Raw genomic sequence first — 24,035 nt, forward strand, 5'->3', positions numbered from 1 at the left:
GTTAGGGTCGCCTTGCTAGCCTCGCCCGGAACGCCCCGGGAAGATGGGGCCGGTGAGTGGTCAGCTACCTGAAGGAGACGGCATCGTGGCATCGGTCAACAGCTTCGGAGCGCAGAGCACTCTGACGGTCGGGGGAACCGACTACGAGATCTTCCGGCTCGATGCCGTCGAGGGTTACGACAAGCTCCCGTTCAGCCTGAAGGTGCTGCTCGAGAATCTGCTCCGCACCGAGGATGGTGCGAACGTCACGCGTGCGCAGATCGAGGCGCTCGGCTCGTGGGACGCCGCGGCCGAGCCCGACACGGAGATCCAGTTCACGCCCGCGCGCGTCGTGATGCAGGACTTCACGGGTGTGCCCTGCATCGTCGACCTCGCCACGATGCGTGAGGCCGTCACGACGCTCGGCGGAAATCCCGACAAGATCAACCCGCTCTCGCCCGCCGAGATGGTCATCGACCACTCGGTCATCGCCGACCTCTTCGGCTCCGAGAATGCCCTCGAGCGGAACGTCGAGATCGAGTACGAGCGCAACGGTGAGCGATACCAGTTCCTCCGTTGGGGCCAGACCGCTTTCCATGACTTCAAGGTCGTCCCTCCCGGAACGGGAATCGTCCACCAGGTCAACATCGAGCACCTCGCCAAGGTCATCTACGACCGCACGGTCGATGGCGTGTTGCGTGCCTACCCCGACACCTGTGTCGGTACGGATTCGCACACCACCATGGTGAACGGCCTGGGCGTGCTCGGCTGGGGCGTCGGCGGCATCGAGGCCGAGGCTGCAATGCTCGGCCAGCCCGTCTCGATGCTGATCCCGCGAGTCGTCGGCTTCAAGCTCACCGGCGAGATCCCGGCCGGCGTGACGGCCACCGACGTCGTCCTCACGATCACCGACATGCTGCGGGGGCACGGTGTCGTCGGCAAGTTCGTCGAGTTCTACGGCGACGGAGTCGGCTCGGTGCCCCTCGCCAACCGCGCCACCATCGGAAACATGAGCCCGGAGTTCGGTTCCACCGCGGCAATGTTCCCGATCGACGACGTCACGATCGAGTATCTGCGTCTCACCGGGCGCGACGAGCAGGCGGTCGCGCTGGTCGAGGCCTACGCAAAGGAGCAGACGCTCTGGCACGACGCGTCCCGTGAGCCCGCGTTCAGCGAGTACATGGAACTCGACCTGTCGACGGTCGTCCCCTCGATCGCCGGACCCAAGCGCCCGCAGGACCGCATCCTGCTCTCGGAGTCGAAGGCACAGTTCGCGAAGGACATCCTGAACTACGCGACGGCGACGACATCCGAGTCGATCGTCGACCTCGAGTCGCAGGGGTCGTTCCCGGCCTCCGACCCGGGCGGAGCGCCCGGCGAAGAAGAGGTCGAGACGCACGATGTCTACATCTCCAGCGGGGGACGGCACGCCGCGTCCAATCCCGTTCGCGTCACGCCCGCCGAGGGCTCGCCCTACGAGATCGACAACGGTGCTGTCACGCTCGCGGCGATCACGTCGTGCACGAACACCTCGAACCCGTCGGTCATGATCGCCGCGGGGCTCCTCGCGCAGAAGGCCGTTGAGAAGGGGCTGAAGAGCAAGCCGTGGGTCAAGACCACGCTCGGCCCCGGGTCGAAGGTTGTGACCGACTACTACGAGAAGTCCGGTCTCGACAAGTCTCTCGAGGCGCTCGGCTTCTACACGGTCGGATACGGCTGCACGATCTGTATCGGTAACTCGGGTCCGCTCATCGAAGAGGTCTCGGCCGCGATCAACGACCACGATCTGGCTGTCACCGCCGTACTCTCCGGCAACCGCAACTTCGAGGGACGCATCAGCCCCGACGTGAAGATGAACTACCTCGCGTCGCCCCCGCTCGTCGTGGCGTACGCCCTCGCCGGTTCGATGAACTTCGACTTCGAGACCGATGCCCTCGGCAAGGACTCGACGGGCCAGGACGTCTTCCTGAAGGACATCTGGCCCGCGCCGGACGAGGTGCAGGACGTCATCGACAAGTCGATCTCGCGCGAGCAGTTCATCACCCAGTACGCCACCGTCTTCGAAGGCGACGAGCGCTGGAAGAACCTGCCGACGCCCACCGGTCCCGTCTTCGAATGGGATGAGGACTCGACGTACGTTCGCAAGGCGCCGTACTTCGACGGTATGACGATGGAGCTGACCCCGGTCAGCGACATCCAGGGTGCTCGCGTCATGGCGACCCTCGGCGACTCGGTCACCACCGACCACATCAGCCCGGCCGGAAACATCAAGATCGGAACGCCGGCGGCGAAGTACCTCGAGCAGCACGGTGTGCGCCAGAAGGACTTCAACTCGTACGGCTCGCGTCGTGGCAACCACGAAGTCATGATCCGCGGCACGTTCGCGAACATCCGTCTCAAGAACGCGCTCGTCAGCGCGGTCAACGACGGTGCGGTCGTCGAGGGTGGATACACCCGTGACTTCACGCTGCCCGGCGGGCCGCAGTCGTTCATCTACGACGCCAGCGAGAACTACACCGCTCAGGGCACGCCCCTGGTGATTTTCGGCGGCAAGGAGTACGGGTCGGGCTCGTCGCGTGACTGGGCGGCAAAGGGCACGAGCCTGCTGGGTGTCAAGGCCGTCATCACCGAGAGCTTCGAGCGCATCCACCGCTCGAACCTGATCGGCATGGGCGTCGTGCCGCTGCAGTTCCCCGCGGGCGAGAGCTGGGAGTCGCTGGGTCTCGATGGCACCGAGATCGTCTCGATCACCGGTCTTGAGAAGCTGAACGAGGGCGTCACGCCCAAGACGGTCACGGTCACGGCAACTCCGAGCGAATTCTCGGCGGAGGGCAAAGCTACCGTCGAGTTCGAGGCCGTCGTCCGCATCGACACGCCCGCTGAGGCTGACTACTACCGCAACGGCGGCATCCTTCAGTACGTGCTGCGTTCGCTGGTCTGACCGGCGCATCCGGCGAGCGGCGGGCCGCGTCCCGTCCGCTCGCCGGGCACCGAGCTAGACTTTCGAGAGGGCCGTGCACGCCCGCGAAGGGAGTGGCATGGGTCTGTTGGAGACGATTTCGAGTCCGCGTGATCTCGACGCGCTCACGGTCGAACAGCTCACCGAACTCTCGGCCGAGATTCGAACGTTCCTCATCGAGAACGTGTCCCGGACGGGCGGTCACCTCGGCCCGAACCTCGGGGTCGTCGAGCTCACCGTTGCGCTGCACCGCGTCTTCGATTCGCCGAATGACCCGATCATCTTCGACACGGGTCACCAGTCCTACGTGCACAAGCTGCTCACGGGCCGCCAGGATTTCGACGGGCTCCGCACCCGCGGCGGCCTCGCCGGCTATCCGCAGCGCTCCGAGAGTGAGCACGATGTCGTCGAGTCATCCCACGCTTCGAGCTCGCTCAGCTGGGCAGACGGCGTCTCGCGGGCACTGACTCGCACGGGTCGTCGCGATCGTCACGTCGTCGCCGTCGTCGGCGACGGTGCCCTGACGGGCGGAATGACGTGGGAGGCGCTCAACAACATCTCGGACGACAACGATCGCAATCTGGTGATCATCGTCAACGACAACGGACGCTCGTACGCACCGACGATCGGCGGCATGGCGCGATACCTGAATCGCGTTCGCACCAACGAGGCGTACCAGACGCTGTACCGCTCGTCCGGGTCGTTCTTCTCCCGTCTCGGGCCCGCGGGTCGCGCGATGTATCGCGGCCTCCGCGGCGGCGCGCACGGATTCCTCTCGCGGTTCGCCAACAACGCGGCGCTGTATTCGAACCTCGACATCAAATACCTCGGCCCGGTCGACGGCCACGACCTCGATACTCTCATCGAGACTCTGCGTCTCGCGAAGGAATACGGCGCGCCCGTCATCGTTCACGCGATCACCGAGAAGGGGCAGGGCTTCGAGCCGGCTCGCAACGACGAGGCGGACCAGTTCCACGCGGTGGGTCGCATCGACCCGCTGACGGGTGTGACTCTCGGTGGGGAAGCCCCGACGGCGTGGACGGATGTCTTCTCCGACCAACTGGTAAAGATCGGCGACGAGCGCGAAGACGTCATCGCGATGACGGCGGCGATGCTCCGCCCGGTCGGTATGCTGCCCTTCGCCCAGAAGTATCCCGACCGTGTCTACGACGTCGGCATCGCCGAGCAGCACGCGGTCGCCTCCGCCGCTGGGCTCGCCTACGGCGGGCTGCACCCGGTCGTCGCGATCTACGCGACGTTCATGAACCGCGCGTTCGATCAGGTGATGATGGATGTCGGCCTGCACCGGGCCGGAGTGACTTTCGTCCTCGACCGAGCCGGGGTGACGGGCCCCGATGGGCCGAGTCATCATGGCATCTGGGATCTGGCGATGCTGCAGCTCGTGCCGCACATCCGCATCGCGGCCCCGCGCGACGCCGCACGGTTGCGCGAGACGCTCGACGAGGCTGTTGCGGTCGACGATGCCCCCACGGTCGTGCGCTTTCCCAAGGGCGAGGTCGGAGCGGACCTCCCGGCGCTCGAGAGGCTGGCCGATGGGACGGACGTCCTCGCGCGCGGCGGGAGCGAAGACGTTCTGCTCGTGGGTATCGGTCCCATGGCCCACATCGCGATGGACGTCGCGGCACGTTTGGCGGCTCAGGGCATCGGTGCGACCGTGATCGATCCTCGCTGGGTCGTCCCCGTGGCCCCGTCCGTCGTAGAGTTCGCCGCACGGCACCGCCTCGTCATCACGATCGAGGACGGCATCCGCGTCGGCGGTATCGGCACCCGGATCCGACAGGTGCTGCGCGAGGCCGGAGTAGACACCGCCGTCGACGAGCTCGGCCTGCCGGATGAGTTCATCGACCATGCATCCCGCTCTCAGATCCTGGCCGATGCCGGGCTCACCGCGCCGAAGATCGCTCAGGATGTCGTCTCCCAGGTGCTCGGCACGCGGATCCCCGTGGCACGGCAGCCTGACGACCAACCTGTGTGGCTCAGCGACGTGCGCCTGCGCGAGCGCGACGATACACGCGGCGCCTGACGGGGTCACGACCCACGGTCGTTGAGCGAGGAGCGCAGCGACGAGACGAAACGCGCTGAGGGGGCGCGTTTCGTCTCGCTGCGCTCGCTCAACGACCGAGGATCATTGCGATTCGATGCCGCGGATGGGCGGCTCGTGGAATGTCGCACCGAACGCGTTCTCGGAGGCCCCGACCCGATCCAGGTAGGGCGAGGCTCCACCGTCGATGAAGGGCCAGGCGGCACCCAGGATCAGACACAGGTCGATGTCTTCGACCTCGGGCACGACGCCCTCATCGAGCATGATCTTCATCTCCTGCGCGAGGCCCGTCTGCACCCGGTTCAGGATCTCGTCCTCGGAGACCGGAGAGGATGCCGTCACGAGCACCTTCTGCGCGGCCTTCGTCCATCCCGTGACCTTGCCGTTCTTGTCCTTCTCCACGACCTCGGGCAGCTCCGCGAGCTGATGGAAGTTCTCGGACGCGAAGTAGCGCTCCGGGAAAGCCGCGGCCATCGTGTCCTGTACGTGGGCAGCGACCTTCCATCCGACCAGGTCGATCAGCTGGAAGGGCGACATCGGCAGACCGAGCGGCGCGAAGGCCTTCTCGACCGTGAGCAGGGGCGTTCCCTCGTACACGGCGCGTGCGGCCTCGCCCATGACCTTCGCGAGAAGCCGGTTGACGACGAAGCCGGGCGCGTCCGCGGTGAGCACCGCGTTCTTGCCGAGGCCCTTCGCGACGACGAAAGCGGTCGAGAGCGCAGCATCCGCCGTCGCGTCGATCCGGACGATCTCGATGAGCGGCATGACAGCGACCGGGTTGAAGAAGTGGAACCCGACCAACCGCTCCGGATGCTGCAGCTTCGACCCGATCTCGGCGACCGACAGCGACGAGGTGTTGGTCGCGAGGATCGCGTCGTCGGCGACGACGGCCTCGATCTCGGCGAACACCTGCTGCTTGACGCCGACCTCTTCGAAGACGGCCTCGATCACGAAGTCACAGTCGGCGTACTCGGACTTGTCGGTCGTGCCGCGCACCAGGCTCCGCAGCTTGTTCGCTGCGTCGCCGTCCAGCCGGCCCTTCGCCTCGAGCTTGCCGATCTCGTCATGGATGTGCGCCACGCCCTTATCGACGCGAGACTGGTCGAGGTCGGTGATCAGGACCGGAACCTGGAGCTTGCGGACGAAGAGCAGAGCGAACTGGCTCGCCATCAGACCGGCACCGATGATGCCGACCTTGGTGACGGGCTTTGCGAGCGCCTTGTCCGGTGCCCCGACGGGACGCTTCGCGCGCTTCTGCACGAGATCGAACGCGTACATCGACGCCGCGAACTGGTCGCCCGCGATCAGGTCGGCCAGAGCCTCGTCTTCGCGCGCGAACCCCTCCGCCTTGGTGCCGGACTTCGCCTTGTCGAGCAGGTCGAGGGCGACGTAGGGCGAGCGGGGCACGGTGCCGATGCGGCTCTCGAGCATGTTGCGCGCCATCTTGATGGCGATCGGCCACTTCGTGAGCCGCTCCATCTTGCCCGGCTCGTTCTTGCGCGAGACCTTGACCGAGCCCGACAGCACGCCGTCGGCCCAGCGGAGGGAGCTTTCGAGGTAGCTGGATGCCGGGAAGATCGCATCCATGATCCCGAGATCGAACGCCTGCTGCGGCTTGAGCATGCGGTTCTGCTTGAGCGGGTTGGAGATGACGACCTCGAGGGCGTTCTCGATACCGATCAGGTTCGGGAGCAGGTACGCGCCACCCCATCCGGGAATCAGGCCGAGGAACACCTCGGGCAGCGCGATCGCTGCGGCCGAGGCATCCACGGTCCGATACGTCGAGTTGAGCGCGATCTCGAGTCCGCCGCCGAGCGCGAGCCCGTTGACGAATGCGAAGCTCGGCACCCCGAGCTCGGACAGGCGTCCGAGGGTCTGGTGCCCCCGCTGAGCGATCAGCAGGGCGATCTCACGCGACGGGAGCTTCGAGACCTCGGACAGGTCTGCGCCGGCGGCCAGGATGTAGGACTTGCCGGTGATGCCGACGGCCTGGATCTCACCGTCTGCCGCACGCTTCGCGAGACCCGAGAGGGTCTCGTCGAGCGCGGCAAGAGTAGCGGGTCCCAGGGTGTTGGGTCGGGTGTGATCGCGGCCGTTGTCGAGCGTGATCAGGGCGAGCACCTTGCCGCTGGCCAGGCGCACGTCGCGGACGATGGAGCGCGTGACGACCTCGTCGGCGCTGAGCGCCTCGAGGGGGGAGAAATCGATCGAGTCGTAGTTGGTCATTCCGATCACTTCCGCTTCTTGCCGTCGTAGAAGGGGTTCTCCCAGATGACGGACCCACCCTGTCCGAGCCCCACGCACATGGCGGTCAGGCCGTAGCGGACATCGGGACGCGTCTTGAACTGCGCGGCGAGCTGGATCATGAGGCGGACACCGGATGCGGCGAGCGGGTGCCCGACCGCAATCGCGCCACCCCAGGGGTTCACGCGCGGGTCGTCGTCGGCAACTCCGAAGTGATCGAGGAGCGACAGGACCTGGATGGCGAAGGCCTCATTCAACTCGAACAAGCCGATGTCGTCGATCGTCAGTCCGGCCTTCTTGAGCGCCTTCTCGGTCGAGGGAACCGGTCCGATGCCCATGATCTCGGGCTGCACGCCCGCGAAAGCGAACGATACGAGCTTCATCTTGGGCTCGAGGCCGAGCTCCTTCGCGGCCGCGCCGCCTGCGAGCAGGCTCACGGTCGCGCCATCCGTCAGGGGTGACGACGTCCCGGCCGTGACGCGGCCGTGGGAACGGAAGGGGGTCTTGAGGGCGGCGAGGCCCTCCATCGTGGTCTGAGGACGACGTCCCTCATCCTCGCTGGCGAGTCCCCATGCTCCGTCCGCGTCCTTGATGGCGACGGGAACGAGGTCGGGCTGAATGACGCCGGCGTCGTATGCCGCCTGTACCTTGTGCTGACTCAGCATCCCGAAGCGGTCCGCGCGCTCCTTGGTGAGGTGCGGGAAGCGGTCGTGGATGCGCTCGGCGGTCACACCCATGTTGAGGGCGTCGGCCGAGACGAGCTTCTCGGTGAGGAATCGCGGATTCGGGTCGGCTCCGATGCCGAGGGGGTGACGCCCCATGTGTTCGACGCCACCGGCTATCGCGAGGTCGTACATGCCCATGCCGATGCCGCCGGCGAGTGTCGTGACGCTCGTCATCGCACCCGCACACATCCGGTCGATCGCGAACCCGGGTACGGACTGCGGCAGACCCGCAAGGATCGCTGCGGAACGACCGAGCGTGAGGCCCTGGTCGCCCTGCTGGGTGGTGGCGGCGATAGCCACGTCGTCGATGCGCTCACCCGGTACGTCGGGGTTGCGCTCCATCAAACCGATCATCGCCTTCACGATGAGGTCGTCGGCACGGGTATTCCAGTACATGCCCTTTTCGCCGGCGCGCCCGAACGGGGTACGCACACCATCGACGAAATAGACGTCCGAGTTCACGGCCACACTGCCTCCAGATTTGGGGTTTTCTTCAGCCTACGAAGGTGCGCGAGGCGACCCGAATCGGTTGGTCCGAATCTACGAAGCGTCTTCCGCAGGCTCCGTGGGCGGTTGTGCCGCAGCAACAAAGGCTTCGGCGATCGCCTGTGCAGTCTCTTCAACTTGCCACGCGCGTGCTCCCAACGCCCGGAGCGCCGAACCGATGCTCTCGGCATCGGCGGGCTCCGGAGGTGTCCAGGCGACACGGCGCAGCAAATCGGGCGTCAGCAGGTTCTCGACGGGCATCCCGAGGTCGGTCGCGATCGCCTCGACCGCGGGACGGGCGGCCTTCAGGCGAGCGTCGGCGTCGGGGTTCCGATCGGCCCACGCACGCGGGGGAGGAGGCCCCTCGCCGGGCACCCGCTCCACAGGAAGGACCGACTCGGCCCGGCCCCGTTCGAAGGCCGCCCACCAACGATCCAGCTGATTGCGGCTCGCGCGACCGTTGAACTCCTTCAGCGCCGCCAGCGCCTGTTTGCTGGGCGGATCGGCGATGACGGCGGCCACGATCGAGCGATCAGGAAGGAGGCGTCCGGGGGAGGTGTCGACCTCTTGCGCGTACTCTTCTCGTGCCTGCCAGAGTTCGCGGGCCACGGCGAGCGAGCGCCGACCGCGCACGGTGTGCAGCCCGCTGAGGCGGCGCCACGGGTCTTCGCGGGGCGGTCGCGCGGGACGATCGAGGACGGCCTGGAACTCTTCTTCCGCGATCTGCGTCTTGCCCTGCTCAGCGAGCTCCGCCACGAGCGCGTCGCGAACATCGATCAGGTGCAGCACATCGAGGGCCGCGTACTCCAGCCACGACTCCGGGAGCGGCCGTGTCGACCAGTCGGCCGCCGAGTGCGCCTTCGCGAGGGTGATGCCGAGCACATCCTCGACGACCGCGCCGAGTCCGACACGTTCACGCCCGAGCAGACGCGATGCCAGCTCGGTGTCGAAGATGCGAGGCGGTACCAGCTCTGCCTCGCGGAGAGACGGGAGGTCTTGGCTGGCGGCGTGCAGCACCCATTCCTCGGAACCGATCGCGTCCTGCAAAGGTGAGAGATCGCCGACGGCGGGCGGATCGATCAGGTGCAGCCCGCCATCCCGCCGGTAAACCTGGATCAGGTAGGCGCGCTGCGAGTATCGGAACCCCGATGCCCGTTCGACATCGACGGCCACGGGACCATGGCCCTGCGCGAGCATCGCGGATGCGTCGGCGAGATCCTCGGGAGTATCGATCACGCGATGAACGGAGGGTGTGGGGGTGCTTTCACTCACCGGTTCAGTCACGTGCCGCCCTGTCGTTCGCGGCGAATCTGTGTGCCGCGAGGAGTTCGATGTTCTCCGAGCCCGGAGGTAGGCCCGCAAGCATGCAGAGTAGCTCAGCCCACGCCTCGATGTGTGCGGTGAGGTCCCCGGGTTCGGGTGACCACGACGCGCGCAACTCGATCTGAGCCCCGTCGCCCTCGTCTTCCAACCCGCCGAAGCCCTTGGACAGGATCTTCGTGGCGGTGCCGGATGCCGCAGCGTAACGTGCGTCGCGAGAGTCGAGTGCATCGACCAGCCACGACCACGTCACATCCGCCAACATCGGGTCTATGCCGATATCGGTCTCGAGGGGGGCCTGTGCGAAACACACGATCCGGAGTGGGCCGACCCACGCGGCGGGTTCAGCAGGATCGTGCAGCAGGATCAGCCTGCCCGTGCCGTACGGGGAGTCAGCGGCGTGATCCTGCTGACGCACATCTCCGGATAAGGCGATCGCCTCGGGCGCGAGACCCTGCGGCGCCGGTATCTCGCGCACCGTCAGGTCGTCACGGAACAGCGTTCCGCGCACGTCCGCCACAGCGCGTTCGAAGAGTGGCGATAGCGGCGGGACGCCGGAGTCAGGGGGATCGGCGATCACGTCGACAGACTAGAGTGGGGCCTCGATGATCACCCCCAGGCGCGCCGCGCGCGCGAACGGACGCATAGCCGTGGCCCTCCGGATCGTGTCCGCGATCCTGACGGGATCTCTCGTCACGCTGGGCGTCGCCTCGACTTTCGTCGCCGCTCGGCTGGCTCGTCGAGTGGTGACTCCCGCCGCACGGCTGGCGGACACCCGCATCCTCGCGCTCGACACGGCTGCGCAGACGATCACCCTGTCGCGCAACCCCGACACGTCGTTGCCGGGCAGGTACGGCCTCTTCACCTCCGGAACCGAGAGCTACCTCAAGCTCGGCACCGTGCTGGCGGAGACGGACACAGCCGTCACCCGCAAACTCCTCACGCATATCGACGGCGAAGCGCGACTCGACGCCGACGCCGCCTTCAGCGGCTGGTACTTCGATCGTCCCGAACAACTCCAGATCCCGTTCACGAACGAGGTCGTCGGAACCGCGATCGGGCCCTGTCCTGCCTGGCTCTTCCCCGCCGCCGAAGACACGGGCCGCTGGGTCGTGCAGATCCACGGACGCGGTTCTGCACGGTCCGAGGCGCTGCGCGCGGTTCCCGTTTTCCACGAACTCGGCTACACGTCCCTCGCGGTGTCCTATCGCAACGATGGCGAAGCGCCGCGCAGCAAGCAGGGCACCTACACGCTCGGCGCGACGGAATGGCGGGACGTCGACGCGGCGGTTTCGTTCGCCATCCGTCGGGGCGCACGAGAGATCATCCTGATGGGCTGGTCGATGGGGGGCCAGATCGCGCTCCAACTCGATCTCAATTCCGCTCATCGCGAGAAGATCGTGGGGCTCATCCTCGAGTCGCCCGCTATCGACTGGTCAGAGGTCTTGCGCTACCAGGCCGGCCTCTTGCACGTTCCCAAGCCCGTCATCTCGTTCGCCCTCGGCGCGCTCTCGTCCGACTGGGGAGCACCCGTCCGGGGACCGGGAGAGCGCATCCCGCTGGATCGGCTCGACATCGTCAGCAGAGCGGATGAGCTGAAGCATCCGATCCTCGTCCTCCACAGCGACGAGGATGGGTTCGTTCCCTCGGGCGGCTCCCATGCGCTCGCCCTCGCCAGGCCCGACCTCGTCACGCTCGAGGTGTTCAACACGGCCCGGCATACCAAGCTCTGGAATTACGACCAAGAGCGGTGGTCACGTGCCATCACCGATTGGGTCGAGGCGTTGGACCTCAAGGCCGCCGCAGGCGCAGGTAGCTGAAACCGGCTTCGTCCACAAGCATCCCCGCGACGGATGTCTGGGGGCTTTCATTGACACGGATGAACGGGCTCGGTGCGGGCCCGACGACGGGCGTCACCGTCACGCAGAGCTCGTCGATCACGCCTGCCTCGACGAATCGTGAGGCGAGTGTGGGCCCGCCTTCGCAGACCGCACGATCGAGATCGTGGGCGCTCAGGGCGTCGAGAATGGCTCGCGGATCGAGGTCGTCGCCGCCGGACACGGGCACGATCTCGGCATCAATTCTCTGGGCGTCTCGTTCTGCCGCGACGGCAGATGCACGCGCCTCCGGGCACACCAGCAGGATGCGTCCCGTGCGACCGCCCTCGCCATCCAGGCGATGTCCGTCGAGGCGACCTGTCGCGGTGACGATCGCCAGCGCGGCCGAGCGAGGTGCGAGGTACCCTTCGGCCCGGACGGTCGATGCGCCGACCACCACGACGTCCGCCGCCGCCCGGATGATGCCGAGGATCGAGCGATCCACTTGGCTCGTGAGGGTTTCGCTGGTCCCGTCCGACCCCACGGCAGAGCCCGTGAGGTTCGTGATCATGTTCAGACGTACGCGGTTGCCTGCGGCGGGCGCGTAGATGTTCTCCAACCACGCGCGCCCGTCGGCGGTCGAGACATCCGCTTCCGTGAGAGTGCCGGGAAGCAGCTCGGTCACCAGCACGGGCGTGCTCATGCCGCGAGTCGGGCGCGTACCTGGCGTTTCGCGCGGATCAGCATGCCCGTCATCCCGGCGATGCGCAGCGGCGAGACCGCCCGCGTGAGCCCGATGCTCTGCGGGAAGTCGTCGGGGATGGCCAGCATCTCTTCGGGCGTGAGGCCTGTGATGCCCTGCACGAGGATGCTGGCGAAGCCGCGCGTCGTCGGGGCCTCGCGTGGCGCTGTCGCATGCATCGCGACACGTCCGGTGTCGTCGACGTCGAGAATGATGTAGACCGGCGACTGGCACTCCGCGACGCGCTCGGCAAGCTCGGGATGTCCCTCGTACTTCTCCGGCACCGCGGGCAACTCGTTCGAGAACTCCAGCAGCAACTGCAGTCGCTCGGATTCGGGAAGTCCGAGAAAGTCCTCGCGGATCTCGGCGAGGGTGTCGGGAAGGTTGTCATCGCCCATCCCGAAAGTCTGCCACGCGTGTGTCGGAGACAGCCGATCAGGAGCGCGCGGGAACCTCTCCGGGCTCGGCGCCCGTCACGATCGGCACGCGCACCGCGCTGCCCCACTCGGTCCACGAACCGTCGTAGTTGCGTACGTCCTCGAATCCCAGCAGGTGCTTGAGAACGAACCAGGTGTGGCTCGAACGCTCGCCGATGCGGCAGTAGGCGACGACCGAGTCGCCGGGGGTCAGCCCGGCACCGGCGAGGTAGACATCGTCGAGTTCGGCGCGCGTCTTGAACGTGCCGTCCTCGGCGACGGCCTTCGCCCACGGCACGCTCTGCGCCGACGGGATGTGGCCGGCCCGCAGCGCGCCCTCCTCGGGATACGCGGGCGCCGAGGTGCGCTCGCCCGAGTACTCCTCCGGCGATCGCACGTCGATGAGCGGGTTGCCGAGGTGAGTGAGGACGTCCTCCTTGTAGGCGCGCAGCGTCGAGTCGTCGCGCTCGACGACCGGGTAGTCCGTGAGTGTGATGGCCGGGGCATCCGTCGTGATCGGGCGTCCCTCGGCGATCCAGCGATCACGACCGCCGTCGAGCAGGCGCACGTCTTCGTGACCGAACAACGAGAACACCCAGAGCGCGTAGGCGGCCCACCAGTTGTTCTTGTCGCCGTAGATCACGATCGTGTCGTCACGGCTGATGCCCTTCCGGCTGAGCAGCTCGGCGAAGCCCGCGCCATCGAGGTAGTCGCGCACGACCGGGTCGTTCAGTTCGGTGTGCCAGTCGACCTTGACCGCGCCCGGGATGTGGCCGGTCTCGTAGAGAAGCACGTCTTCGTCCGACTCCACCACGACGAGTCCGGGTTGACCGAGGTGCTGCTCGAGCCAGTCGCCGGTCACCAGGCGTCCGGGGTTCGCGTACTCCAAGAACTTCGGGTTCGACGCGTCGGTCTCGCTAGCCATCTGATGTCTCCTGTGTCTCGGTGCGTCCACCGCTTCTCGGGGGCGGGCGGCCGCTATGACGGGGATAGGGTTGAATCCGTCCTCAAGAACCCTAGATCGGCTCCCGGGGGCGCGCATTCTCAACGTCCGTATATGACACGTCTCCGTATGTGACAGATGCCGTCGCGGACGCCTCTTCTCACACACCCCAAGGACCGGATGTCTGCTTCGACCGCCACGGGCATCGTCCATCTTTCCGACCGTGAACCTGCGCTTTCCGGGGCTGAGATGGTCTCGCACCTCGTTCCGCCGCCGCAGTTCAATGAAGCGACATTCGACACCTACCGGGTCGATCCGGACTACCCCTCCCAGCAAGAAGCCAAAGAAACGTTGATCGCCTTCGCGGGACTTTCCGAGGCGCCGAAGCGCGGCGGATTCTTCTCTCGTGCGAAGAAGCTCCCCGAGGTGAAACCCGGCGTCTACCTCGATGGCGGCTTCGGCGTCGGCAAGACTCACCTTCTGGCCGCGATCTATCACGGGATGCGCGCACGCCGGAAGTATTTCGGCTCGTTCATCGAGTACACGGCGCTCGTCGGTGCGATGGGGTACAAGAACACGGTCGAGCTGTTCCGCGGGGCGGACCTGCTGTGCATCGACGAGTTCGAACTCGACGATCCGGGCGACACCATGGTCATGACACGGCTACTCGGTGAGCTCGTGGCATCCGGCACCAAACTCGCCGCGACCAGCAACACCCCGCCGAACGCCCTGGGGGAGGGGCGCTTCGCGGCGCAGGACTTCCTGCGCGAGATCCATGCGATGGCGGCGAGCTTCCAAACGATCCGCATCGACGGAGTCGACTACCGCCAGCGCAAACTGGACGGGCACGCCGAAGTTCTCACCGAAGCGGCCTACGAGTCGGCGATCGCGGATGCTTCGCGCACCGGCGTGGTCTCTAACGATGATTTCGAGGCGCTGGTGGCTCATCTGGCTCGCGTCCACCCCTCGCGCTATATCCGCCTGATCGAAAACGTCAACGTCGTCGGCCTCCGTGATGTCGCCCCGTTCACCGACCAATCGGCCGCTCTGCGGTTCGTGGCGTTCATCGACCGCGTGTACGACGCACAGGTGCCGATCCGCGCCACAGGCGCCGCTCTCGACACGGTCTTTCCAGATGAGATGCTCGCGGGCGGGTACCGAAAGAAGTATCTGAGGGCCGTTTCGCGCCTCATCGCCTCCACAGCGGCGTAAATACGGGGCCCTATTGGCCTATTCACCGTTTTCTGGAAGATCTGCGAAACGCGATGTTTACCGGGGAGGCCCCTCCGTAACCTCCTCGAAACATCGATCCCACCGCTGCCGTAACCATCCATCGACAGACTGGGGCCACCGCGGCGCATTCTGTACCCGAGCGTCTCGGACCCCCTGTTACACAACACATGGATGAGGTACTTCATGGATAGCGGCAATCTCGCCTGGTCCGTCACAGCGACGGCGCTGGTGCTCTTTATGACGCCGGGTGTGGCGTTCTTCTACGGTGGCCTCGTCAAAGCCAAGAGCGTCGTCAGCATGATGATGATGAGCTTCGGCGCGCTCGGCCTCGTCAGCGTTCTCTGGATCCTCTACGGATTCAACATGAGCGCGGTTGGCAGCACGTGGGAGTTCGCAGGCAACCCGTTCTCAGACTTCGGTCTCGGCTCGGCGGGCAGCGACACGCTCGTCGGCGCAACCTTCGGCGCGACGTTCGCGATCATCACGGTGGCTCTCATCTCGGGTGCCATCGCCGACCGTGCCAAGTTCGGCGCGTGGATGATCTTCGCGGGCATCTGGGCCACGGTCGTCTACTTCCCGGTCTCTGCTTGGGTCTGGGGTGGCGGCTGGATCATGGGTCTCGGTGAGACCTTCGGCTTCGACGCGAGCGTCATCGACTACGCCGGTGGTACCGCGGTACACATCAACGCGGGCGCTGCGGCTCTCGCGCTGGCGCTCGTGCTCGGCAAGCGCATCGGATTCCAGAAAGGCATCCACAAGCCGCACAACGTGCCGCTCGTCATGCTCGGCGCGGCGATCCTGTGGTTCGGCTGGTTCGGCTTCAACGCCGGCGCCGAGGGCACCTTCGCGCTTCTCGGGACCGAGGACTCGACGGTCGGTTTGATCATCGTCAACACCCTGGGTGCGACGGCAGCGGCCATCATCGGTTGGCTCATCATCGAGAAGATCAAGGACGGTAAGGCCACGTCGGTTGGCGCCGCATCCGGTGCTGTCACCGGTCTCGTCGCGATCACGCCGGCCTGCGCCAACCTGACGCCGGGCTGGGCGCTCCTGCTGGGTCTCGTTGCAGGTGTCATCTGTGCACTCGCGGTCGAGCTGAAGTGGAAGCTCGGCTACGACGACTCGCTGGACGTCGTGGGCATCCACCTCGTCGGTGGTGTTGTCGGAACTGTCTACCTCGGCTTCTTCGCGACCGAGACCGGCCTGTTCCTCGGTGGTGGGGCCGAGCAGCTGATCCTGCAGGTCGTTGCCGCGCTCGGTGTGATGATCTACTCGTTCGTCGTCGCCTTCATCATCGGCTTCGCAATCGAGAAGACGATCGGCTTCCGCGTCAAGAACGAGGATGAGATCGCCGGTGTCGACACCGCCGTTCACGGTGAAGAGGGCTACGCACTCGTCGACTAGTCGACGGGCACATCCCTTCTGACGAAGCGGGGCATCGCGAGCAATCGCGGTGCCCCGCTTCTGCGTGCCCGCGGTCGGTAGAGTTTCCGGATGACTGTGCGCAGAGGCTTCCTTGGCGCGCTGGGGCGACTCTTCCGTCGTCCCCTCGCACAGACCGGTTCGGGTCGCGCGCGCGCGGCAGACGCGACCCCGGGAAGCGCGGGTCCCTATGCGACGCGGGCGGTGGCGCCGCCACGCAATCTGGTGCTGCAGTATGCGCCGGACGCGGACGGTGCGCCCGACACCGGTGAGATCGTCTGGACCTGGGTGCCGTACGTCGAGAACGACGGCCGCGGCAAGGACCGACCGGTGCTGGTGCTTTCCCAGGCGCCGGGGCACTGGTTCTACGCCGTTCGGTTGACGGGCACGGCGCGCAGTGGCGACCCGGACTACCTGGCGATGGGGCCCGGTCCCTGGGATTCACGCGGACGGCCCTCATGGCTCGATCTGAGCAAGGTTTACGCCGTGCATGCACTCGGCATGCGTCGTGAGGCGGCGGCGCTGGACCGCGCCCGTTTCGCGAAGGTCGCGAGCGCGCTCCGGACGCGATACGGGTGGATAGTCGCGAAGTGAAGCCGCTGGAGCGGGAGAGCCTGAGATCACACGGAACGACAAAAGCCCCCGCGGTAACGGTAGCTTCTGTGGGCGATGCCGGACTCGAACCGACGACCTCTTCCGTGTGAAGGAAGCGCGCTACCAACTGCGCCAATCGCCCAAGACCATGAGGGTCGGTTCATGATGATACCGGATCGCGGCGGTCGCAACGGCACGCGCACCCCCGCCGACGCGGTGGGGGTGCGCGACCTCATCCCGAATGCACGACCTCCACACCGCCCGTGGGCCGTGCGCTCGAGCCGAGGTCGTCCACTCGCGGCTGAGCTGTGAGCACAGGGGCCCATGCGGTGCGAATAGCGCGGCGACACGCTTGGCATGGCGCTGGTTTGTCGACGCGTCGACGATCAGCTAAAGTCATTGAGGCGCCCCGCACGATGGGGGCCCACGCGGATGTAGCGCAGTTGGTAGCGCACAACCTTGCCAAGGTTGGGGTCGCGAGTTCGAGTCTCGTCATCCGCTCGAGTGCAGTGTTCTGTCCCGAAGAAATTCGGGGGAGTGCACGGCACGTGGGGTCAAACCACACGGTGGCGTGGCCGAGCGGCTAGGCACCGGCCTGCAAAGCCGTTTACACGGGTTCGAATCCCGTCGCCACCTCCAGAATGTCTCACAACTGAATTGCCTTGCACAGGCGCGATTGGCGCAGCGGTAGCGCGCTTCCCTGACACGGAAGAGGTCACTGGTTCGATCCCAGTATCGCGCACAGAGAAACCCCCGGATTTCCGGGGGTTTTTGCGTTTCCGCACCGACGGACACGCCGAACCGGCATATCTGTCGCGAGCCGCAGCGGACTACGTGCCGGTTCGCGACAGAAGTACCGGTTCGCGAGGCATGAGCGCCGCGCGGGGTTAGAGGAGGGCGAGCGGGACTACCGCGAGGCCCACGATGATCGGCGCGCCCACGAGGCCGAGCAGGACGTAGCGGCGCCACGGCACGTCCACCCCGAGCGCGTGCAGTCGCTGGTGCCAGAGCAAGGTCGCGAGTGATGCCCACGGCGTGATCAAGGGGCCTGCGTTGACACCGATCAGCAGTGCGGCAAGTCGCACCGGGGAGCCGGCGGTCGACTCGAGCGCGAGATACGCGGGCAGGTTGTTGATGACATTCGCCCCGAGCATCCCGGCGCCCGCGACCCGCCAGAGCGAGAACAAGTCCTCGCCGGTGCCCGTCAGCACAGCGAAGAGAGCGCCGGAGCCAAGCGCCTCGACAGCGCCGACCGTCAGGAACAAGCCCGAGGCGAACAGTACGAGCTGCCAGGGCACGAGTCCCACCCGCATCGTTCGTGGCGAACGCCAGACGAAGACGGCGCCGAGAACGACGGCCGCAGCGACGGCCGGGATCCAGGGTGCGATCCCCGACACGAGGAGCGGAAGCAGCACGGCGACGAAGATCCCCGCCGTGATCAACAGCGGATGATCGTGAACTCGGGGCAGGGGAGCGGTGCCGTACCGTCCACGGAGCCCCTGGCGGAAGAACAGACCGAGCAGGACGACGGATGCGACGATCGCCACCAGCGCGGAAGGTCCGAGAAGCGCGAGGAAGGCGATCGTGTCGAGGTCGCCGAGCCTGTGGACGGCCAGGAGGTTCGTGAGATTCGAGACCGGCAGGACGAGCGACGCGGTATTCGCCAGCCACACCGTCGCGAAGGCGAACGGCAGTGGATCGAGACGACGCGCACGAGCGAGCGCGATGACGACAGGAGTCAGCAAGACGGCCGTCGTATCGAGGGACAGGAATGCGGTCGCGATCACCGCGAGCAAAACGACGAGGATCCAGAGCACCCACGTCCGTCCCCGTCCGAGGCGCGCAAGGACGGATGCCGCGATGTCGAAGACTCCGGCAATCGACGCCAGTTCCGCAACGACCGTCACGGCGACGACGAACAGCAGGATCGGCCACACGCGGTCGAAGAGCTCGAACGCTTCGGCGGGCGGAAGAACCCCGCTCGCGAGTGCCACAGCACCGACCCCGAGCAGGATGGCGCCGGTGATCGCGAGCTTCACATGGTCCCTCTTGCGGCCTCGCGGAGCAGGCTCCGCTGTCTATGAGAAGACTCCCGTCAGCGCCGCTGTGCGCGAGCACGCATCCGATCGAGCTCGCATTCCCGTGCTTCGCGTGATGGGAGCGGACCGCGGTTCGGTTGGCGGAGACGCCCGGTAGAATCGACCCATGGATTCCCACGTCGCTGCATGGCTGCCTGAGCGCAGCGACGGGCGAACGCGGAACGCCTGAGCGGGCGGGACGCGCGGCGTCCGAAGCTGAGTAGCCTGGAATCCGAGCCACCCTGGAGAGTCCCCGTGACCGACGTCACCCCGTCATCCGACGTGTCGTACCCCGCCGACGGCTTTGCGCTGTTCCCCGATCGTTCCGTTGTGGCGCTGCGCGTCAACGGCGAGCTGAAAGACCTGGCAACGGAGGTCACGCAGACGGATACCGTCGAGCCCGTCACCATCGACAGCCCCGACGGTCTGTCCATCCTGCGTCACTCGTCCGCCCATGTTCTCGCCCAGGCGGTACAGCGCATCGACCCGCAGGCGAACCTCGGCATCGGCCCGCCGATCGAGGACGGCTTCTACTACGACTTCGGTGTCTCCGAGCCGTTCACTCCGGAGAAGATCAAGGCCATCACGAAAGAGATGCAGCGCATCGTTCGCGAGGGCCAGCGTTTCGTGCGTCGCGTGGTGACGGATGACGAAGCCCGGGCGGAGTTGGCATCCGAACCGTTCAAGCTCGAGCTCATCGACCTGAAGAGTGCGTCGACCGCCGCCGACGGCGCGAGCGTCGAGGTCGGCGCCGGTGAGTTGACGATCTACGACAACGTCGACCGCGACGGCGTGACGGTCTGGAAGGACCTCTGCCGGGGTCCCCACGTGCCCGGCACCCGCATGGTCGGCAACGGGTGGGAGCTCACCCGCATCGCCGCGGCGTACTGGCGGGGGAGCGAGAAGAACCCGCAGCTGCAGCGGATCTACGGAACCGCCTGGCCCACCAAGGATGAGCTCCGCGCCTACCAGGAGCGTCTCGCCGAGGCCGCCAAGCGCGATCACCGCAAGCTCGGCAAAGAGCTCGACCTGTTCTCGTTCCCCGATGAGATCGGCTCCGGCCTGTCGGTATGGCACCCGAAGGGTGGCATCATCCGCGGCGAGATGGAGCAGCACGCGCGCCGTCGCCACATCGCGGGCGGTTACACCTACGTCTACACCCCGCACATCTCCAAGGAAGACCTGTTTCTCACGTCGAACCACCTCGTGACCTATCGCGAGGGAATGTTCCCGCCCATCCGGATGGACGAAGAGCGCGACGACGAGGGCGCGGTCACGAAGCAGGGCACCGACTACTACCTCAAGCCGATGAACTGCCCGATGCACATCCTGATCTACAAGGAGCGTGCGCGGAGCTATCGCGACCTGCCCATGCGTCTTGCCGAGAACGGTACGGTCTACCGGAACGAACTCTCCGGCGCCCTGCACGGTCTGACCCGCGTGCGCGGGTTCACGCAGGACGACTCGCACCTCTTCGTGACTCCCGAGCAACTCGAGTCCGAAGTGACCCGCGTGCTGGATTTCGTCATCTCGATGCTGCGCGACTTCGGCCTCGAAGACTTCGAGCTTGAACTCTCCATGCGCGACGAAGAGAAGTCCAAGTGGATCGGCACCGACGAGTTCTGGGAGTACTCCACGAACGCGCTGCGTAACGTCGCGCTGGCTAGTGGTCTGAAGCTCACCGAGGTTCCCGGGGAGGCCGCGTTCTACGGCCCGAAGATCGACCTGAAGACGAAGGATGCGATCGGCCGCACGTGGCAGCTCTCGACCGTTCAGGTCGACCCGAACCTTCCCGATCGCTTCGATCTCGAGTACACCGGACCCGATGGCGAGAAGCACCGCCCGATCATGATCCACCGGGCACTGTTCGGATCGATCGAGCGCTTCTTCGCGATTTTGCTCGAGCACTACGCGGGCGCGTTCCCGCTCTGGCTGTCGCCCGTGCAGGTGGTTGGTATCCCCGTCGCCGAGGACTACGCGCCGTACCTCGACGACGTGATTGCGCGCCTGCGCGACCGCGACGTTCGCGCCGAGGTCGACAACTCGGACGACCGGATGCAGAAAAAGATCCGCACGCACACGACCGCCAAGGTTCCGGTGCAGTTGATCGTCGGCGAGGCGGATCGCGCGGGTGGCACGGTCTCGTTCCGGTTCCGCGACGGAACCCAGACCAACGGTGTGCCGGTCGACGAGGCCATCGAGCGGATCGCCGCGGCCATCGCATCGCACGCGCAGTTGTCGACCGCCGAGGACCTCGCGTGACGGACCCTTCGTCAGGCTCCGGGCACCGCCCTTCGTCAGGCTCCGGGCACCGCCCTTCGTCAGGCTCCGGGCACCGCCCTTCGTCAGGCTCCGGGCGCGACGACAGCACGCTCGCTGAGCCTGTCGAAGCGTCCGCGGACGAGTCCGACCTGATCGCGGCATCCCACCTCGCGGGTGTGCCGGACGAGTTCCAGCGTCTCTGGACCCCGCACCGGATGGCCTACATCCAGGCGGGGCCCGAGCCGCTGCGCCTCGATTGCCCGTTCGATGCCGCGCCCCAGATGAGCGACGAAGAGGGCTTGATCGTCGCGCGCGGGAAGACCGCCTACGTGCTCCTCAACCTGTTCCCGTACAACTCGGGCCACCTCCTGGTGTGCCCGTACCGTCACGTCGGCCTTTACGACGAGGCGACGCGTGAAGAGGTCGACGAGATCGCCGCGCTCACGCAGACCGGCATGCGCGTGCTGCGTGAGGTGTCGAAGTGCGACGGCTTCAACATCGGCATGAATCAGGGCCGCGTTGCGGGTGCCGGGGTCGAAGGGCACTTGCACCAGCACATCGTGCCGCGGTGGGCGACGGATGCGAACTTCTTCCCGATCATCGCGCGCACCAAGGCACTCCCGCAGTTGCTGGGCGACGTTCGTCGCGCGATCGCGGATGCCTGGAGTGTTTGACTCCTCCACAGGAGTACCGCGCAGTCCTGTTTCCACGCCTTGACCCTCGTAGGACCGAAGGCGGGGTGTCGCGCCCTAGCGTGTGCAGATGATCATCGACTCGGGTTGGGACTTCCTTTCGCTCGCTCAGCTGCGCTGGCCGGAAGATATCGGAAGAGGTGATCGTCAGTTTGTGGTGTTCGGCGATCACCATTGGTGGTTCTGCGGGGTGGCCGATGTGTTTGCTGATCGATGGGCTAACCCCGGCGAGTGGGTCGACGAGGTATTGAGCACTGTCGACTCGGACCTGGTGCGCTACATCGCCGTCGTTCTCGAGTCGGTGAACACATCGCTCGACTATTCGCTCGATGCGTACCCCTTCGATCGGTTACTTCACACCAAAGCGGCTGAACGCGGGATCCATCACATGGGCTGCTATTTCATTGGCAACGAGTACTGGTCAGCCACGGGCCCTATGAAGACATTCGCTACGTACGTTGGAGCCGAGCAATATCCAACTGTCGTGGTGGAGGCGGCGACCACCTCGCCCGGAACGAGTGCGTTGCATGCATAATGCAAGCATGGCCAACGTGTTGATCCGAGATCTGCCCGAGTCCGTTCATCGCGAACTGACCCTTCGCGCTTCGGAACGGGGGCAGTCGCTCCAACAGTTCCTAACGAGCGAACTGACGCGCCTCGCGCAAACGCCAACGCTGGAATCGGTCTTCACTCGAATATCCGCGCGGACGACCGGCAAGGTCGGGCTGGAGCAGGCGGTAGAGGATCTCAAGGCCGGACGCGCAGATTGATCGTCGTGGATGCGAGTGTGCTGGCCAATGCACTCGCCGACGATTCGGATGACGGGGAACGGGCGCGCGCCCGTCTCCTCGCCGAAGACCGACTCGTCGCGCCGGAACTCATCGATGTGGAAGTGGCGTCGGTCTTTCGCCGGAGGTGGCTCGCGGGCGATCTCGACGACGAACGCCTCGCTGAAGCGATCGACGATCTTGCCATCGTGGGACTCCAACGGATGCCGATGCGGCATCTCATAAACCGCGTGATCGATCTGAGACGCAACGTGACGCCGTACGACGCCGTCTACGTCGCCCTCGCCGAGATGCTCGGTTGCCCGTTGCTCACCGGGGATCACCGACTGGCGCTCGCTCCCGGCCCGCGTTGTGAGATCGAGGCACTTACCTCGCGACGGCGGCCCGGCCGTTGAGCGAGCACAGCGAGTCGAAACGCATCAGCGGACGCGGGTGACCTCGAACTGCAGGCGCGGGTTCGCGTAGAACTCCTGCGACTCCACGAGCTGCAGCTCACGCTCGCCCGACTCGTGCGTGCGCTGCAGCAGGTCGAAGACGCTCGACACCGTTCGCGCGAGCGCGTCCGCCGCGTCGCCGGTGCGGAGGTAGTGCGCGGTGAACAGCGCGGCCGTCACATCGCCCGAGCCGTTCGCCTTCATCGGGAGCAGCGGCGTCTGCACGATCCAGGCGCCGACGTCGTTCACGACGAGCATCTCGATCGTGCCGGGCTCACGATCGGGACGCTCGACGCTCGTCACGAGGACGGTGCGTGGTCCCATTCCGCGGGCCAGGTCAGCCGAGACGAGAGTCGATTCGAGCGTGTCCGGTTCGGTGCCGGTCAAGAATCCCAGCTCGAACTGGTTCGGTGTGACCAGATCGGCAGCCGGAACGACACGCTCGCGCAGCAGGACGGGAATCGCCGGGGCGACGAAACATCCGGACTTCGCGTTTCCCATCACGGGATCGCACGCATAGATCGCGTCGGGATTCGCCGCCTTCACGCGCGCCACGGCGTCGAGGATCACGTCGCCGATGCCCTCGCCACCCTGGTAGCCCGACAGCACGGCGTCGATCTGCGGAAAGACGCCGCGTTCTTCGATGCCGAGGATCACGTCGCGCACGTCGTCCGGGCTGATGAGTGGCCCGCGCCACGCGCCGTAGCCGGTGTGGTTGGAGAAGTTCACGGTGTAGACGGGCAGCACCTCCACTCCGATGCGTTGGAGGGGAAACACCGCGGCGGAATTGCCGACGTGGCCGTAGGCGACGGCGGACTGGATGGAGAGCACCTTCATCG

The 24,035-nt window shown here is 66.2% G+C and carries 20 protein-coding genes and 4 tRNA genes; 14 read left to right on the plus strand and 10 right to left on the minus strand.

Going from position 1 to position 24,035, the window contains the following annotated elements:
* Nucleotides 1–85 precede the first annotated feature (85 nt).
* Both ACT9TC_RS00420 and dxs read left to right on the plus strand, forming a co-directional pair.
* Entirely contained in the window at nt 86–2,920 is a 2,835-nt protein-coding gene (locus tag ACT9TC_RS00420) for an aconitate hydratase (RefSeq protein WP_458041528.1), read from the plus strand.
* 97 nt (nt 2,921–3,017) lie between these two features.
* Nucleotides 3,018–4,982, plus strand: coding sequence for a 1-deoxy-D-xylulose-5-phosphate synthase (gene dxs, locus ACT9TC_RS00425; protein ID WP_458041529.1), 1,965 nt, complete (start codon nt 3,018–3,020; stop codon nt 4,980–4,982).
* A 102-nt stretch (nt 4,983–5,084) separates the two neighbouring features.
* On the opposite strand, the gene ACT9TC_RS00430 is transcribed toward dxs, so the two are convergent.
* The 4 genes from ACT9TC_RS00430 to ACT9TC_RS00445 all read right to left on the minus strand — a co-directional run bounded on the left by ACT9TC_RS00430 (nt 5,085) and on the right by ACT9TC_RS00445 (nt 10,355).
* Nucleotides 5,085–7,226, minus strand: a complete 2,142-nt coding sequence (locus tag ACT9TC_RS00430; RefSeq protein WP_458042969.1) for a 3-hydroxyacyl-CoA dehydrogenase NAD-binding domain-containing protein — start codon at nt 7,224–7,226, stop codon at nt 5,085–5,087.
* 5 nt (nt 7,227–7,231) lie between these two features.
* Nucleotides 7,232–8,437: a thiolase family protein gene (locus ACT9TC_RS00435; protein ID WP_458041530.1), complete on the minus strand. Its 1,206-nt coding sequence runs from the start codon at nt 8,435–8,437 to the stop codon at nt 7,232–7,234.
* Between the two features lie 72 nt (nt 8,438–8,509).
* Nucleotides 8,510–9,691, minus strand: coding sequence for a ribonuclease D (locus ACT9TC_RS00440; protein WP_458042970.1), 1,182 nt, complete (start codon nt 9,689–9,691; stop codon nt 8,510–8,512).
* A gap of 40 nt (nt 9,692–9,731) precedes the next feature.
* Nucleotides 9,732–10,355, minus strand: coding sequence for a DUF3000 domain-containing protein (locus ACT9TC_RS00445; protein WP_458041531.1), 624 nt, complete (start codon nt 10,353–10,355; stop codon nt 9,732–9,734).
* A 25-nt stretch (nt 10,356–10,380) separates the two neighbouring features.
* Between ACT9TC_RS00445 and ACT9TC_RS00450 the strand changes: the two genes are divergently transcribed.
* A complete protein-coding gene (locus ACT9TC_RS00450) occupies nt 10,381–11,595 on the plus strand; it encodes an alpha/beta hydrolase family protein (RefSeq protein ID WP_458041532.1) in 1,215 nt (404 codons plus the stop codon).
* Here the strand turns inward: ACT9TC_RS00450 and ACT9TC_RS00455 are convergent.
* From ACT9TC_RS00455 to ACT9TC_RS00465, 3 genes are read right to left on the minus strand one after another with little or no spacing between them, the layout of a single operon-like run.
* Nucleotides 11,567–12,295 (minus strand): dihydrofolate reductase family protein, encoded by a 729-nt coding sequence (locus ACT9TC_RS00455; RefSeq protein ID WP_458041533.1) that lies wholly within the window; start codon nt 12,293–12,295, stop codon nt 11,567–11,569. The genes ACT9TC_RS00450 and ACT9TC_RS00455 overlap by 29 nt on opposite strands.
* Entirely contained in the window at nt 12,292–12,732 is a 441-nt protein-coding gene (locus ACT9TC_RS00460) for a SufE family protein (protein WP_458041534.1), read from the minus strand. The genes ACT9TC_RS00455 and ACT9TC_RS00460 overlap by 4 nt, the downstream gene beginning before the upstream one ends.
* A gap of 37 nt (nt 12,733–12,769) precedes the next feature.
* A complete protein-coding gene (locus ACT9TC_RS00465; protein WP_458041535.1) occupies nt 12,770–13,675 on the minus strand; it encodes a sulfurtransferase in 906 nt (301 codons plus the stop codon).
* A gap of 198 nt (nt 13,676–13,873) precedes the next feature.
* On the opposite strand from ACT9TC_RS00465, the gene zapE reads away from it, so the two are divergent.
* The 3 genes from zapE to ACT9TC_RS00480 all read left to right on the plus strand — a co-directional run bounded on the left by zapE (nt 13,874) and on the right by ACT9TC_RS00480 (nt 16,942).
* Nucleotides 13,874–14,905, plus strand: coding sequence for a cell division protein ZapE (gene zapE, locus ACT9TC_RS00470; RefSeq protein WP_458041536.1), 1,032 nt, complete (start codon nt 13,874–13,876; stop codon nt 14,903–14,905).
* A gap of 204 nt (nt 14,906–15,109) precedes the next feature.
* Nucleotides 15,110–16,330 (plus strand): ammonium transporter, encoded by a 1,221-nt coding sequence (locus tag ACT9TC_RS00475; RefSeq protein WP_458041537.1) that lies wholly within the window; start codon nt 15,110–15,112, stop codon nt 16,328–16,330.
* Nucleotides 16,331–16,420: 90 nt separating this feature from the next.
* Nucleotides 16,421–16,942, plus strand: coding sequence for a type II toxin-antitoxin system PemK/MazF family toxin (locus tag ACT9TC_RS00480; RefSeq protein WP_458041538.1), 522 nt, complete (start codon nt 16,421–16,423; stop codon nt 16,940–16,942).
* A 69-nt stretch (nt 16,943–17,011) separates the two neighbouring features.
* On the opposite strand, the gene ACT9TC_RS00485 is transcribed toward ACT9TC_RS00480, so the two are convergent.
* Nucleotides 17,012–17,084 (minus strand) — tRNA-Val (locus tag ACT9TC_RS00485).
* A 286-nt stretch (nt 17,085–17,370) separates the two neighbouring features.
* Between ACT9TC_RS00485 and ACT9TC_RS00490 the strand changes: the two genes are divergently transcribed.
* The 3 genes from ACT9TC_RS00490 to ACT9TC_RS00500 all read left to right on the plus strand — a co-directional run bounded on the left by ACT9TC_RS00490 (nt 17,371) and on the right by ACT9TC_RS00500 (nt 17,684).
* Nucleotides 17,371–17,443, plus strand: a tRNA-Gly gene (locus tag ACT9TC_RS00490).
* Nucleotides 17,444–17,507: 64 nt separating this feature from the next.
* Nucleotides 17,508–17,581, plus strand: a tRNA-Cys gene (locus tag ACT9TC_RS00495).
* 31 nt (nt 17,582–17,612) lie between these two features.
* Nucleotides 17,613–17,684, plus strand: a tRNA-Val gene (locus ACT9TC_RS00500).
* 145 nt (nt 17,685–17,829) lie between these two features.
* Here ACT9TC_RS00500 and ACT9TC_RS00505 read toward each other — a convergent pair.
* Nucleotides 17,830–18,981: an SLC13 family permease gene (locus tag ACT9TC_RS00505; protein WP_458041539.1), complete on the minus strand. Its 1,152-nt coding sequence runs from the start codon at nt 18,979–18,981 to the stop codon at nt 17,830–17,832.
* A gap of 294 nt (nt 18,982–19,275) precedes the next feature.
* On the opposite strand from ACT9TC_RS00505, the gene thrS reads away from it, so the two are divergent.
* From thrS to ACT9TC_RS00530, 5 genes are all read left to right on the plus strand, one after another.
* Nucleotides 19,276–21,282 (plus strand): threonine--tRNA ligase, encoded by a 2,007-nt coding sequence (thrS, locus tag ACT9TC_RS00510; RefSeq protein WP_458041540.1) that lies wholly within the window; start codon nt 19,276–19,278, stop codon nt 21,280–21,282.
* A gap of 149 nt (nt 21,283–21,431) precedes the next feature.
* Nucleotides 21,432–21,956, plus strand: coding sequence for an HIT family protein (locus tag ACT9TC_RS00515; RefSeq protein WP_458042971.1), 525 nt, complete (start codon nt 21,432–21,434; stop codon nt 21,954–21,956).
* 88 nt (nt 21,957–22,044) lie between these two features.
* Nucleotides 22,045–22,509 (plus strand): hypothetical protein, encoded by a 465-nt coding sequence (locus ACT9TC_RS00520; protein WP_458041541.1) that lies wholly within the window; start codon nt 22,045–22,047, stop codon nt 22,507–22,509.
* A 7-nt stretch (nt 22,510–22,516) separates the two neighbouring features.
* Nucleotides 22,517–22,744: a FitA-like ribbon-helix-helix domain-containing protein gene (locus ACT9TC_RS00525; RefSeq protein WP_458041542.1), complete on the plus strand. Its 228-nt coding sequence runs from the start codon at nt 22,517–22,519 to the stop codon at nt 22,742–22,744.
* Between the two features lie 5 nt (nt 22,745–22,749).
* On the plus strand, nt 22,750–23,157 hold the full coding sequence (locus ACT9TC_RS00530) for a type II toxin-antitoxin system VapC family toxin (protein WP_458041543.1): 408 nt from the start codon (nt 22,750–22,752) through the stop codon (nt 23,155–23,157).
* 24 nt (nt 23,158–23,181) lie between these two features.
* On the opposite strand, the gene pdxY is transcribed toward ACT9TC_RS00530, so the two are convergent.
* The gene (gene pdxY / locus ACT9TC_RS00535) at nt 23,182–24,033 is read right to left on the minus strand and encodes a pyridoxal kinase PdxY (protein ID WP_458041544.1); all 852 of its coding nucleotides are present in this window, start codon (nt 24,031–24,033) and stop codon (nt 23,182–23,184) included.
* Between the last annotated feature and the right edge of the window lie 2 nt (nt 24,034–24,035).

It is taken from the genome of Microbacterium sp. HM-570 (assembly GCF_054165885.1).